Annotated in this window: 13 protein-coding genes; 9 read left to right on the top strand and 4 right to left on the bottom strand. The window is 40.1% G+C overall.

Going from position 1 to position 13,570, the window contains the following annotated elements:
* Positions 1-14: 14 nt before the first annotated feature.
* On the bottom strand, positions 15-1,241 hold the full coding sequence (gene pncB / locus ASC84_RS17500; protein ID WP_004718736.1) for a nicotinate phosphoribosyltransferase: 1,227 nt from the start codon (positions 1,239-1,241) through the stop codon (positions 15-17).
* Between the two features lie 279 nt (positions 1,242-1,520).
* On the opposite strand from pncB, the gene dtd reads away from it, so the two are divergent.
* The gene (dtd, locus tag ASC84_RS17495; protein WP_004818319.1) at positions 1,521-1,961 is read left to right on the top strand and encodes a D-aminoacyl-tRNA deacylase; all 441 of its coding nucleotides are present in this window, start codon (positions 1,521-1,523) and stop codon (positions 1,959-1,961) included.
* A 94-nt stretch (positions 1,962-2,055) separates the two neighbouring features.
* On the opposite strand, the gene ASC84_RS17490 is transcribed toward dtd, so the two are convergent.
* The 3 genes from ASC84_RS17490 to serB all read right to left on the bottom strand — a co-directional run bounded on the left by ASC84_RS17490 (position 2,056) and on the right by serB (position 4,717).
* Positions 2,056-2,535, bottom strand: coding sequence for an SCP2 sterol-binding domain-containing protein (locus ASC84_RS17490; protein WP_004718739.1), 480 nt, complete (start codon positions 2,533-2,535; stop codon positions 2,056-2,058).
* Between the two features lie 216 nt (positions 2,536-2,751).
* Positions 2,752-3,066, bottom strand: a complete 315-nt coding sequence (gene aciT / locus ASC84_RS17485) for a ciprofloxacin tolerance protein AciT (protein WP_004818318.1) — start codon at positions 3,064-3,066, stop codon at positions 2,752-2,754.
* A gap of 430 nt (positions 3,067-3,496) precedes the next feature.
* Positions 3,497-4,717: a phosphoserine phosphatase SerB gene (gene serB / locus ASC84_RS17480; RefSeq protein ID WP_004718743.1), complete on the bottom strand. Its 1,221-nt coding sequence runs from the start codon at positions 4,715-4,717 to the stop codon at positions 3,497-3,499.
* A gap of 77 nt (positions 4,718-4,794) precedes the next feature.
* Here serB and ASC84_RS17475 point away from each other — a divergent pair, with 77 nt between their 5' ends.
* The 8 genes from ASC84_RS17475 (at position 4,795) to glmS (ending at position 13,180) form a co-directional block, all read left to right on the top strand.
* Positions 4,795-6,081: a hypothetical protein gene (locus ASC84_RS17475; protein ID WP_056517075.1), complete on the top strand. Its 1,287-nt coding sequence runs from the start codon at positions 4,795-4,797 to the stop codon at positions 6,079-6,081.
* Between the two features lie 291 nt (positions 6,082-6,372).
* The gene (gene ribBA, locus ASC84_RS17470; protein ID WP_004818315.1) at positions 6,373-7,494 is read left to right on the top strand and encodes a bifunctional 3,4-dihydroxy-2-butanone-4-phosphate synthase/GTP cyclohydrolase II; all 1,122 of its coding nucleotides are present in this window, start codon (positions 6,373-6,375) and stop codon (positions 7,492-7,494) included.
* 97 nt (positions 7,495-7,591) lie between these two features.
* Positions 7,592-8,062, top strand: a complete 471-nt coding sequence (gene ribE / locus ASC84_RS17465) for a 6,7-dimethyl-8-ribityllumazine synthase (RefSeq protein ID WP_004718750.1) — start codon at positions 7,592-7,594, stop codon at positions 8,060-8,062.
* Positions 8,063-8,065: 3 nt separating this feature from the next.
* Positions 8,066-8,515 (top strand): transcription antitermination factor NusB, encoded by a 450-nt coding sequence (gene nusB, locus ASC84_RS17460; protein ID WP_004718751.1) that lies wholly within the window; start codon positions 8,066-8,068, stop codon positions 8,513-8,515.
* A gap of 11 nt (positions 8,516-8,526) precedes the next feature.
* A complete protein-coding gene (gene thiL / locus ASC84_RS17455) occupies positions 8,527-9,444 on the top strand; it encodes a thiamine-phosphate kinase (protein ID WP_056517071.1) in 918 nt (305 codons plus the stop codon).
* Positions 9,445-9,466: 22 nt separating this feature from the next.
* Positions 9,467-9,943: a phosphatidylglycerophosphatase A gene (locus ASC84_RS17450; protein WP_016539097.1), complete on the top strand. Its 477-nt coding sequence runs from the start codon at positions 9,467-9,469 to the stop codon at positions 9,941-9,943.
* A gap of 21 nt (positions 9,944-9,964) precedes the next feature.
* Entirely contained in the window at positions 9,965-11,329 is a 1,365-nt protein-coding gene (gene glmU, locus ASC84_RS17445) for a bifunctional UDP-N-acetylglucosamine diphosphorylase/glucosamine-1-phosphate N-acetyltransferase GlmU (protein ID WP_056517070.1), read from the top strand.
* Positions 11,330-11,341: 12 nt separating this feature from the next.
* Positions 11,342-13,180 (top strand): glutamine--fructose-6-phosphate transaminase (isomerizing), encoded by a 1,839-nt coding sequence (glmS, locus tag ASC84_RS17440; protein WP_056517067.1) that lies wholly within the window; start codon positions 11,342-11,344, stop codon positions 13,178-13,180.
* Positions 13,181-13,570: the final 390 nt, after the last annotated feature.

Here is a 13,570-nt window from a genome sequence, read left to right as displayed (position 1 = left end):
CTTTTAGCAAAAATTCAGATATCAATTTTCACTGCTTCGACAACTTCAGGTATTTCAAAGACCTGTCGTAAGTAAGCCAAGAAAGTATCGTTATCCGTCATGGTTTTTCCGGGACTATCTGAAATTTTCGCCACCGATTGACCATTACACTCCACCAGTTTTAACACAATATTGAGTGGTGTTTGCCCCATATCATTGGTCAAATTGGTACCAATACCAAAACTAACTTGAAAGCGATCTTTAAAGTATTGATACAACGCCCATGCACGTTCAATATCTAATCCATCACTAAAGGTTAGCATCTTGGTTTTAGTATCAATTTTTAGTTTTCGGTAGTGCTGATAAGCTTTATCGCCCCATTCAAATGGGTCACCACTGTCATGACGTAAACCATCGAATAACTTGGCAAAATACAAATCAAAATCTTGTAAGAATGCATCCATACCGACCACATCGGTCAAGGCAATGCCCAGATCACCACGATACTCTTGTACCCAGGTTTCTAAAGCAGCTTTTTGAAAATCTCTTAAACGGACATCTAACGCTTGGAATGCTTGTAGAAACTCATGCGCCATGGTTCCAATGGGATGAATATTTAATTCTTTTGCCAAGAGGACATTACTGGTACCTCTAAACACATTAGGTACAGCTGCATGGAAAGTCTGAATCACATGTCTTTGCCAATCTAGACTATAACGACGACGAGTACCAAAATCTGAGACTAAAAATGGAGGAGCTTGGGTGCCTTGTTGTTGTTCAAATTTCTTTAATAATTCAACTTTGGCTTGTAAACGTCGTTCACCTTCAACATAAATGTCATCATTACGTATCCGGCTAAAATAGAGTTCATTGACAATCGCCAAAACAAAAATTTCAAACATCATCGCCTGAACCATTGGGCCTTCAACCCAAATGTCTAAACGACCTTGTTCATCAATACCCGCTTTAATAAAACGGCGTTTGAGTTGGAATAATTCTAAATAGTCGACAAAATCACTTTTGATAAAACGCATACTGCGTAAATATTGCAATTCATCTTCTTGGAATTTGAGTAAGCAGAGATGATCGAGCTGCTCGTTCAAATCATCCAGAATATCCGTCAGGGGATAAACCGTAGCATCTAGATTACGACAGCGAAAATGATACACACTGTGCGTTTGAGGAAATTTATGTAGCACCACTTGTAACATGGTAAATTTATATAAATCTGTATCGAGCAAGGATTGGATGATTGGCGCCATATCTATTTTAATTTCGCTATGCTGTTTTTATTAAAGCATATTTTTCGCTGAGATAACGTAATCATTTATAAGTGATGAACTATATTTTCAGTTAAGCTCAACATAAATCTCAGCAGAATTATTTTTTCAATTTATCTGCTCATATGATAATTTTATAAATTCTATTCTTATTCAAAAGCTTATCAACAGCTTCAACTTTTCAGCAATGGCCTACTCACATCAACTTACAGGGTTTTCCCTGTTAGAATAGCGCTATCGTATTTTAGTCTTATTGTTTATATGCGCGCATTATTACAAAGAGTGTTAGAAGCCAAAGTCGTTGTTGATGGTGAAACCACGGGGGAAATTCAAAAAGGAATTTTGGTTTTTCTAGGCTTAGCGAAGGAAGATAATTTTGAAAAAGGTCAAAAATTAATTGATAAAATTTTGAAATATCGTTTCTTTGATGACGAACAAGGCAAAATGGGCTGGAACGTCAGCCAAGCCAATGGCGGGATTTTATTGGTCTCTCAATTCACCTTAATGGCACAAACGCAAAAAGGCTTGCGTCCAGACTTTGGGCCAGCCATGCCGCCCGCTGAAGCCCAGGCACTGTATCAACAATTGGTTGATTATGCTCGATCACAATTTAAAAATGTTGAGACGGGTATTTTCGCAGCGGATATGAAAGTGCATTTGGTCAATGATGGGCCTGTGACCTTTAACTTGGAAGTTGAATAATTAAAAGCTGAATAATCAAAAGCTTGATCTTAATACCAATGTTTAAATCTTAAAAAGCCCGATCAGATCGGGCTTTTTAAGATTTTCGATTCGCTTAGCGTCCAATCTTCTCTTTTAAGAATTGACGTGCCAATTTAATTTTATCTTTTACTGGTTTTGGAACTTTTGGTGGAATCAGTTTAGCCACTTGGTTAAACCAGACCAACAAACTGAAATCGCCTTCCATTTTGATGCTGCCGTTTTGCATACCCGTCATAAAAGCCGTTGGATCGCCTTTTACCAAAGTTTTTACACCTTGCTCACTGTCAGCAAACTGTAAAACAAAATCAGCTTTTTGTTCAGCACCTGAAACTGTATCAATTTGACCATTGTTCACAATAATTTGGCGTGCCACGCCCAAGTCAGTACCAATCTGAATACGGAACTGACGGTCATGGGTCAATTCAATAAATTTTGGACTGGTACGAGCCAATTGTTTCATACGAAGTGCTAAACCCAATACAAGCAAATCCAGTGGATCTGTACTTGCATCAACGATTGGTAACTTCACAACTGGAATTGCAGAAAGTTTCATGACATTTAAGCCTGTTGTTTTTTAAATTAGATTCGAATTTGCTCATCCTAGCATAACTTGTCATTACGTAGACATGGCTTTCAGAGCAAAGTATAAACTGAAAAAAAGGTATACCATTATGATATACCTTGGAATGTCTAAATTGATTTTTTTCGTGTAATTAAAGTCACTATTGTTATCTTAGCGTTCATATTGACTGAAGTTTTCACTCAAAACTTATTCATCTTCATAGACTGGGGTATGTTCAATATATTGGCGATTTGCCAATGCTTTTTGTGCACGACTGTCTTCACGCAATAAAAGAGCAATCAATGCTGACATCGCCAACATAATCGCGGTTAAATAGCTATATGCGACCGAAATATCAAAGATGTTCTGTACACTATAACGCATTGCTTCCAAGGTGCCCCAGAAGATCATGCCTGCAAACATAAACCCTAACCAATGACGATAAGGGGAAAAGAAAACGGTAGCCAACGCTGCAGCAATTAGACCGAATCCAATCAATGTTGCAAATGTTGTTGATACCATAACAACCTCCGTCAAAATGATGCCTTATAAAAAAACCGTTTAAATAGGTGTTTCACAACAATTTCAAGCTTTATAATTTTTCTTAAATCACCTTATAGAAGCTTATGCTTTGCATTATGTATAGTTTTTAAGAGAAGGAAAGCGCTGTTTTCTGCTTAAACGACACACTTTGTCGCAACATTCATTTGTCATTACATTTTTTAAGAATCCTGTTTTTCTCACAAACTAATTACCATCAATCATGCAGTGTCATTACAAAAAAATACACACAGCTTTTAATCCCTGAAAAACTTTTTTTAAGTTCTAAAACGAATATTTTTATCAAGCTGTTTTATTGAGCGCGAATAGCAGCAAAGTGATTCATTTTCAAATAAAAAATAGCGACTTAAAGTCGCTATTTGTCATGATTCTGCAATATAACCCATGTCATTTAAGCACGGGACAAATCTTTATCATGGACGCCTAAAAGATAAAGCACACCATCTAGGCCTACACTTGAAATGGCTTGATTGGCATTTTGACGAACCACAGGTTTCGCACGGAATGCGACTCCGAGCCCTGCAATTGAAAGCATCGGCAAATCGTTTGCACCATCTCCAACCGCAATCGCTTGCTCCGGTGAAATCCCCATTTTCCCAGCCAACTCAGTCAAGAGATACGCCTTGCGCGCACCATCAACGATATGGCCTTTAACCTCACCTGTCACAACACCATTTTCAACATCAAGGATATTGGCATGCACTTCATCAATGCCCAATTTTTCTTGTAGATATTCAGCAAAGTACTGAAAACCACCAGATAAAATCGCAGTTTTATAACCCAATGATTTCAGTGTCGAGATTAACCGCTCGGCACCTTCCGTCACGGTTAGTCGTTCAGCAATTTGAGGCAATACTGTGGCATCAAGGCCTTTAAGTAAAGCAACGCGTGCACGGAAACTTTGTTGAAAATCTAACTCCCCTTGCATTGCACGTTCAGTAATTTCAGCGACTTTATCGCCCACCCCTGCTTCTTTAGCAAGTTCATCAATCACTTCTTGCTCAATCAAAGTCGAGTCCATGTCGAAGCAGACTAAGCGACGATTACGGCGATAGGCATTGTCTTCCTGCACCGCGACATCAATATTTAATTCAGCAGAAAGCCGTAAACATGCGGCACGCATCGCCTGTGCATCCAGCATTTGCCCACTCAAACCGAATTGAACACATGAACGTTTCAGCCCATCTTGGTGTCCATTACGCTCGGGACGCCCCGACAAGCGCGTCACTGTTTCAATGTTAAAACCTTGACTTGAAACAATATTGGTCACCGCTTGCAGATGTTCGGCTGTGAGCTCTGGTGCTAAAGCGGTCACGATATAACGTGTGCGCCCACCTTCACTCACCCATTGGTCATATTCTGCGCCTGAAATCGGCTTAAAACGAACAGTTAAACCAATATCATGTGCTAAAATAAGGATGTCTTTCATGGCTAAAGCTGTTGCAGTTTGATCGTTTGACGACACTACAATACCTAAAGTCAATTGATTATGGATGACCGCCTGTCCTACATCTAATATTTGCAAAGAATGTACGGACAACACTTGCATTAATCGAGTAAACTGATTGGGTTGGTCAGGTCCTAAAAATGAAATAAGAATGATTTCTCGCATGAATTGACTCGGGTCTGAGCTACAACAATTGGAAGAATCATAATCGAAATCGAAATTTTTTGCTTTGGAAGTTTACGTTGAATGCGCCAAGACAAGGGCTATTTGCTAGCCTACTTATTGTAAGTTTTGCATTTCATACCTTTTTATTGGTAGTTGCAACAACACATCAGTTGAATGAAAACCGTGCCAGCCAAGGCCAACTCATGACCAGCCAATTGGTCACGGACAGCCTATCTGAACTCGAACCCGCAAATACGGTGTCATTGGCGCTGTTGGCAAATCGCTATGCGACCAATCCAAGCGTGGCTTCGATTCGAATACTAGATGCTAAAAAACAAGTGCTGGCAACCAGTGGTATGGCAAAAACGCGTCAAGGTGAAGTTTTTGTTCGTGATGCATTACAGAACGAGAAAAAAGTCGGCACTATTGAAATTACCTTGATCAAGCCAAGTATTGGTGAAATTTTACGGACCCAATGGCTGGCTATTTTAGTGTCCTTATTAATTCATACCTTTTTATGGTTGGCATACCGTGCCATCGCTCGCCCAACGCGCAGTGAATTTTTGGCTCGCATCAACAATGAAGCCCGCTTAAAACACGAAATTCAACAACTGACTGAAGCACTTGAAGCTGAGAAAGCCAACCGCACCATTGCAATTGCGCAAGCTCAACAACAAGCGCAAGCCAAAGCAAAACCTGAACCCAAAACTCCTGTAACCGCGACACTGGAAAATGACCAAGAGATTTTGGCACTGAATATTCAGTACTATGATCCAAAACAACTGATGAATACGGTCAACCAGTCGGTTTCACTGCCTTATTTTAATTTATGTCAGATTTTTCTGAATAAAAGTATTGAACTTTGCGCACAGCATTTCAAATTGAATGCAAAAGATTTCACCATTCATCAAGAATTTAATCAGAATGGTGCAATCCTGAGTATTGATGCTGAAAAACCCAATGCAGCACAATCTATATTAATGGTTGGTTCGGTATTTCAATTATTGTCAGAAGTTCTGTATAAACGTTACCGTGAAGACAAGCGCTTTGTGTTACAGACACGTTGTGCGGTCACCACCTCAGTAGAAGCGATGCAACTTGATGCGTCTCAAGCGGCTGAGCGCTTGGTGAATCATTTAATTGCCAAAGAAATGGCATTGTATTTAAGCAATGATCAGCTCAAGCATATTGGTGATTGTTATCAATTGGTTGCCTTACCAAATCCAACCAATGTGTTGACCCGTCACTCATTTATGATCAATGGTATGAATAATGACTGTGCTGAACTTGCACAAAATATTCGTACTGAGATTTTAAAAGGTAAGAAAAATACACCGAATTCTGAAGCAATCTCAGAGAATTAAATATTTATCATCTATCAAGCCCTCCTCTTTTTTAAAGTGCGAGGGTTTTTCTTTTATTACACTCAATTTCCGATAAGTTAATCTTATTTTTTTCGAAATGAGTGTCTGATCTTTATACTAAATCGCAATGTTTCAATTTTCTTCTCTTTTCATTGCCCTACAAGCTTGTGTATAACTATCTATCTCAAAGGAAGATGATAAGCATAGGCAAAATACGTAAAAACACGTTAGACTATGCTCCGAATGTACTCAATGAAAATGTCATACGACAGAACAAAAAGGTGAAGGTTGATGCCGCTCAATACTGTTGAAGAGCTTGTAGCAGATATCCGTGCAGGTAAAATGGTTATCCTGATGGATGACGAAGATCGTGAAAATGAAGGCGATTTAGTCATTGCTGCAACACACGTACGCCCTGAAGACATCAACTTTATGATCACCCATGCTCGTGGTCTTGTATGCCTAACACTGAGTCGTGACCGCTGTAAGCAACTCGATCTACCATTAATGGTCGACCATAATGGCGCACAACACAGTACAAACTTCACGCTTTCTATTGAAGCTGCAAATGGGATTACCACTGGTATTTCTGCCGCAGAACGTGCCCATACCATTCAAACTGCAGTTGCAGCACATGCCAAACCTGCTGATATTGTACAACCTGGGCATATCTTCCCATTGATGGCACAACCAGGTGGTGTATTACACCGTGCTGGACATACTGAAGCTGGCTGTGACTTATCTCGTTTAGCAGGTTTAGAACCTGCATCTGTGATTTGTGAAATTATCAATGAAGATGGCACGATGGCACGTCGTCCTGATCTTGAAGTATTTGCTGAGAAACATGGCTTAAAAATTGGTACAATTGCTGATCTGATTCATTATCGTATGACCAATGAACAAACCGTAGAACGTTTGGATCAACAAAGTATAGATACTGAATACGGTACCTTTGATTTATACCGTTACCGTGAAATTGGTAATCCAGACATTCATTTGGCTTTGGTCAAAGGTGAACCAAAACAAGGGGTGACGACTGTCCGTGTACATGGGTTCAATCCTGTACGTGATTTATTGAAACTCAATAAAAAAGATGGTGAGCCTGCTTGGAACCTCGATAAAGCACTCAAAACGATTGCCGACAGTGATCGAGGGGTTTTGGTCTGGATTGGTCAACGTCATTTATCTGACTTAGGCCCTGCTTTAGCAGAACTTGGTAAGCCAAAACCAACAAAATCAAATGCTGCACTTTCACAGCAATACCAAACGATTGGTGTTGGTGCACAAATTTTACGTGATCTTGGTGTTGAAAAGATGAAACTTCTTAGCTCACCATTACGTTTCAATGCATTATCAGGCTTTAATTTAGAAGTGGTGGAATACATCACTGCTGACCAAAAAACGGGTCAATAATTTTTAATCAGACTGCATTTATTGCTCAATTAGGTTTTTAGTCGGGAAATAAAAGCAGTCGGTACAACCACTTATCTGTTAAATTATCGAGGTTGCCATGGCGATTCGCCGAATTGAAGGTTTATTACATCTCGCGAGCGAAGACCGTTACGCGATTTTAGTTGGTCGTTTTAACAGCTTTGTTGTTGAACATTTATTAGAAGGTGCAATTGATACATTGCATCGTCATGGTGTAAGCGACGATAATATCACTGTCGTTCATGCACCGGGCGCATGGGAACTTCCAGTTGTGGCTAAAAAATTAGCAGCTTCTGGTAAATTCGATGCAGTGATCGCACTTGGCGCAGTGATTCGTGGTAGTACGCCACATTTCGACTTCGTTGCAGGTGAATGTGCCAAAGGTTTAGGTGTAGTTGGTTTAGATACTGGCCTACCTGTAATCAATGGTGTATTGACTACGGATAGTATTGAACAGGCGATTGAACGCTCTGGTACAAAAGCAGGTAATAAAGGTGGTGAAGCTGCCCTTACTGCTATTGAAATGGTTAACCTGTTAAAGGCAATTTAAAGCATGTCGCAAACACTCCAAGCTACTTATGCAGCAAAACGTAAAGCACGTCGCTTTGCTGTACAAGGGATTTATGAATGGCAAATGAGCCACAACCCAGTGCATGAAATTGAAGCACGTACCCGTGTTGAAAACGCAATGCATAAAGTGGATCTCGGCTATTATCATGAGTTGCTCACAGCCGTGATCGCAAACCATGAAGCATTGGATGCTTTACTTGTTCCTGTTCTGGATCGTGAACTGAGTGCATTGGACGGTGTAGAACTTGCTACATTACGTTTAGGTGCATACGAACTCAAAGACCATCTTGAAGTCCCTTATCGAGTTGTACTCGATGAAGCCATTGAGCTGGCAAAACACTTTGGTGGTGCTGACAGTCATAAATACATCAATGGTGTATTAGATCGTTTAGCAACAAGCCTGCGTGAAGCAGAAAAGCAACAAAGTAAATAAGTTGTTTTTACATGGCTGAGTTTTCAATTATTGAGACCTATTTCAATCGTCAGCAGCAAACTGATGTTGATCTAGGCGTCGGTGACGACTCAGCTCTGCTCTCCCCGCCTTTGAATCATCAATTGGTGATTTGTACGGATACCCTTGTCGCTGGTCGACATTTTCCGTTAGAAACTTCTCCACATGCCATTGGCTGGAAATCTGTTGCTGTCAATCTGTCAGATATTGCTGCAATGGGTGCAAAACCCCACAGTATTTTACTCGCATTGAGCCTATCCCAAATTGATCATGACTGGCTAAAACAATTTAGTCAGGGTTTATATGATTGTTGCGATCAATTTGGCGTACGTTTAATTGGTGGTGATACCACACAAAGTCCACATCTCACCATTACCGTCACCGCACTGGGCTGGATTGAAACAGGCAAAGCCATTACCCGTTCTGGCGCACAAGTCGATGATTTAATTGTAGTCAGTGGCTCGATTGGTGATGCCGCTTTTGGGCTAAAACATTTAGGACATCCACTACAACAACGTCTAGATTACCCAACACCGCGCTGCGAATTAGGCGCTCTGTTAAAAGACTTGGCGTCCAGTATGATTGATGTTTCAGATGGACTTGCTCAAGATCTCGGGCATATCTTAGATGCCTCGGGTGTCGGTGCAAAAATAGATTTAAATCAACTCCCAATTCATCCAGCTTTAAGGCAGCTCAGCAACAATGAGCAATGGAAATATGCTTTAGCGGGCGGAGATGATTATGAGTTATGCTTTACAATAACTATGCAAAATTATGCTAAACTTTTGCAATTAAAACCAAATGTAACCACTACAATCATCGGCCAAGTTACACAAAAATCTGGGATTGTATTTGAGAAAGATGGCTTAGACCATCCACTTCAACTTCAAGGGTACCAACACTTTGCATAAACCTCCGATTGTCTTTAAAAGTATGACATGGGCTGAACGCTTTATTGTGTTCTGCGGTGTGGGCTTTGGTTCAGGCTTAGCGCCTAAAGCACCAGGTACATTTGGCTCAGCATTTGCGCTTTTGTTTATTCCGATTTGGCTTGCAATTGGTTTTTATGGCTCTATATTGGCCATCATAATCATGTCATTGGTCGGTATTTGGATTTGTGGGAAAACCGCAGAGATTATCCATGTGCATGATGATGGGCGCATTGTTTGGGATGAGTTTGCTGGGCAATCAATCACGTTCCTGCCTTTAATTTATTTAGGACAAATGAATTGGATTTGGGCACTGGTTGGATTTGCACTGTTCCGTTTATTTGATGTCTGGAAACCATGGCCTATTCGTGTCATTGACCAAAAAGTCGATGGTGGCTTTGGGATCATGCTTGACGATATTATTGCAGGCCTCTGGGCAGCAATATGTATCGTGATTTATTTATATTTTAAAATGGCTTAAGCCAGATCTGTTAGGTGTGATATGTCTACAACTGTGATCATTCTTGCTGCAGGTAAAGGAACACGTATGCGTTCTAGTTTACCCAAGGTACTCCAACCTTTAGCAGGACGCCCACTACTCGGTCATGTGATTGAAACAGCAAAACAATTACAAGCAAAAAATATCATTACAATCTTTGGTCACGGTGGTGATCTAGTTCAAAATGCATTTGCACATGAAAATATTCAATGGGTAGAGCAAACCGAACAACTCGGTACGGGTCATGCCGTTAAAGTGACTTTACCTGTTTTGCCCCAAGATGGCATTTCTTTGATCCTTTCTGGTGATGTGCCTTGCGTACAACAAAGTACCCTACAATGCTTGGTTGATGTATCCAGTCAAACAGGCATCGGTTTAGTCACATTAACGCTTGATGATTCTACTGGCTACGGTCGCATCGTACGTAAGGATGGAAAAATCCAAGCGATTGTTGAACATAAAGATGCTTCTGATGAACAACGTCAAATTAAAGAAATCAACACAGGTATTTACTGTGTGAGCAATGCCAAATTACATGAATGGTTACCTAAACTCAGCAATGACAATGCTCAAGGCGAGTACTACCTCACTGATATCGTGGCAATGGCTTTAGCGGATGGTATGGAAATCGCATCCATTCAACCAGAATTGGCTTTTGAGGTTGAAGGCGTAAATGATCGTATTCAACTTGCAGCATTAGAGCGTGAATTTCAAAATTATCAAGCCAAATTATTGATGCAACAAGGCGTGCATTTGATTGACCCTTCACGTTTTGATTTACGTGGTCAACTCACTGCGGGTACTGACGTTCGTATTGATATTAATGTGATTATTGAAGGTCAATGTACTTTCGGAAATGGCGTTGAAATTGGCGCAGGATGTATTATCAAAAATACTCAAATTGCGGCAGGAACCAAAGTTCAACCGTATAGTGTTTTTGAAGATGCAGTGATTGGTGCAGATGTACACATTGGTCCTTTTGCACGACTACGTCCAGGTGCGAAATTGGCAGATGAAGTTCATATCGGTAACTTTGTTGAAGTGAAAAACACTTCTGTTGGTCTCGGTTCAAAAGCCAATCATTTCACCTATTTAGGCGATGCAGAAATTGGTGCGGGTTCAAACATCGGTGCAGGTACAATTACCTGTAATTATGATGGCGCCAATAAACACAAAACCATCATTGGTGATAATGCCTTTATTGGAACCAACAACTCACTGGTTGCACCGATTAAAATTGGGCATGGCGCAACCACAGGTGCGGGTTCAGTGATTACCCATGATGTAGCAGACAACAGTCTTGCATTTGAACGTGCAAAACAAATTTCGAAAGAAAATTATCAACGTCCCCAAAAGGTCAAGAAATAAGAGGATATTATTATGTGCGGTATTGTTGGTGGCGTTGCTGAACGAAGCATTACAAATATTTTAATTGAAGGCCTAAAACGTCTTGAATATCGTGGTTATGACTCTGCGGGTGTTGCTCTAGTTGATCAGGGGCAAATCTTACGTGAACGTCGTGTTGGTAAAGTTGCAAATTTAGAAGGCGCGGTTGCAGAGTCGAATATTTTAGGTTCTGTGGGTATTGCACACACACGTTGGGCAACCCATGGTAAACCAACTGAAAACAATGCCCATCCGCATATTTCTGGGCATGTTGCAGTGGTACATAACGGTATTATTGAAAATTACCAAGAGCTTAAAGATGATCTTGAAGCTTTGGGTTATGTGTTTACATCTCAAACCGATACTGAAGTCGTTGCTCACTTAATTACTGAAGCACTAAAATCATCGCCAAATTTATTAAAAGCCGTTGAAGAAATCGTACCTCAACTGAAAGGTGCTTATGCACTGGGGATTGTGCATACCGATTACCCAAATGAATTAATTGCTGTTCGTGAAGGCTCACCTTTAGTCATTGGTGTCGGTATTGGTGAGAACTTTATTAGTTCAGACCAATTGGCACTATTACCTGTGACCAACCGTTTTATCTATCTTGAAGAAGGTGATATTGCGCGTTTAACTCGTGAAACGATTGAAGTTTTTGTTAATGATCAATTGGTTGATCGTCCGGTGAAAGAGCTGGATGCAACCGTGAGTAATGCCTCTAAAGGTGAATATAAACACTACATGCTCAAAGAAATTTTTGAGCAACCTGAAGCAATTCAACAAACGATCTCTCAAGCTTTAAATGGCAATACATTACGAGAAGACTTTTTACAAAATGCTGAAATAGATTTTAAAAATGTTCAGCAAGTTCAAGTGCTTGCTTGTGGTACCAGCTACCATGCGGGAATGATTGCAAAATATTGGTTTGAACAACTGATTGATCTGCCTTGCCAAGTTGAAATTGCCAGTGAGTTCCGTTATCGCTCGCCTGTGATTGTAGATAACACCTTGTATGTTTGTATTTCCCAATCAGGTGAAACTGCAGATACCTTGGCTGCATTACGTGATACCCAAAAGCGTGCCAAAGCAAAAGGGGTGAATATCTATACCATGACGATTTGTAATGTCGCGACCTCATCTATGGTTCGTGAAACAAATCATCATTTATTAACCCTAGCTGGTCCTGAAATTGGGGTCGCATCAACCAAAGCATTTACCACACAGCTTGCGGCTTTGATGTTATTGACCCTTAAACTTGGTCAAGTTAAGCAAACCATTTCAGCTGAACGTATTGATGAAATCACTTCCGCATTGTGGCATATCCCTAAAGTCATTTTAGATACCTTACAAAATGATGCAGAAATTTTACGTTTATCTGTTCTGTTCAAAGAGAAACAGCATTGCTTGTTCTTAGGTCGCGGTACAGAATTCCCAATTGCGCTTGAAGGTGCATTAAAACTTAAAGAAATTTCATATATTCATGCCGAAGGTTATGCTGCGGGTGAATTGAAACATGGCCCACTGGCTTTGGTCGACAATGATATGCCTGTGGTGATTCTTGCACCGAATGATGACATGCTGGATAAACTTAAATCCAATATGGAAGAAGTCCAAGCACGTGGTGGTGAACTGTTTGTTTTTGCTGATGAAAATAGCGGTATCGTGGCTAAAGAACGCCAACATGTTGTCTATGTTCCAACGGTCAATACTTGGTTAGCGCCAATCGTTTATAGTGTACCTGTGCAATTGTTGTCTTATCATGTTGCGGTATTACGTGGTACTGACGTAGACCAACCTCGTAATTTAGCAAAATCAGTTACGGTTGAATAATCAATCAGTTACTCATTGAGCATATGTGTATGAAATAAATTAAGTTTCATACACATATCAATAGCTCAAGCAATCCACACAAACCGTGCGCTAAAATTGCATGAATGTGTGGATTTTTTATGCCTGATTTTTATAGATCCATCAATTTAAAAATAACCTGAACAAAAACCATCTTCTTAAACTTGAACCAACAAAATCCCTGAGCAAAAAATAGCCTCCTTTTTACTTCGTATCAAAGTAAATAAGCTCGAAAGTGAATTAGTCCGTTTTAAAAACTTTATTTCTATTCTGTTTTATTAAACCTAAGTGCCTTATGGCATCAGTTTTTTAAAATTTTTGATTCACAATGCAATAAAAAATTAACATGAAGCTATTTGACAAAACAAACAT

The sequence above is a fragment of the Acinetobacter sp. Root1280 genome (genome assembly GCF_001425285.1).
Lineage (GTDB): Bacteria > Pseudomonadota > Gammaproteobacteria > Pseudomonadales > Moraxellaceae > Acinetobacter > Acinetobacter guillouiae.
The sequence above is the reverse complement of the archived record's forward strand: the minus strand, read 5'-3'. Positions and strand labels throughout refer to the sequence as shown.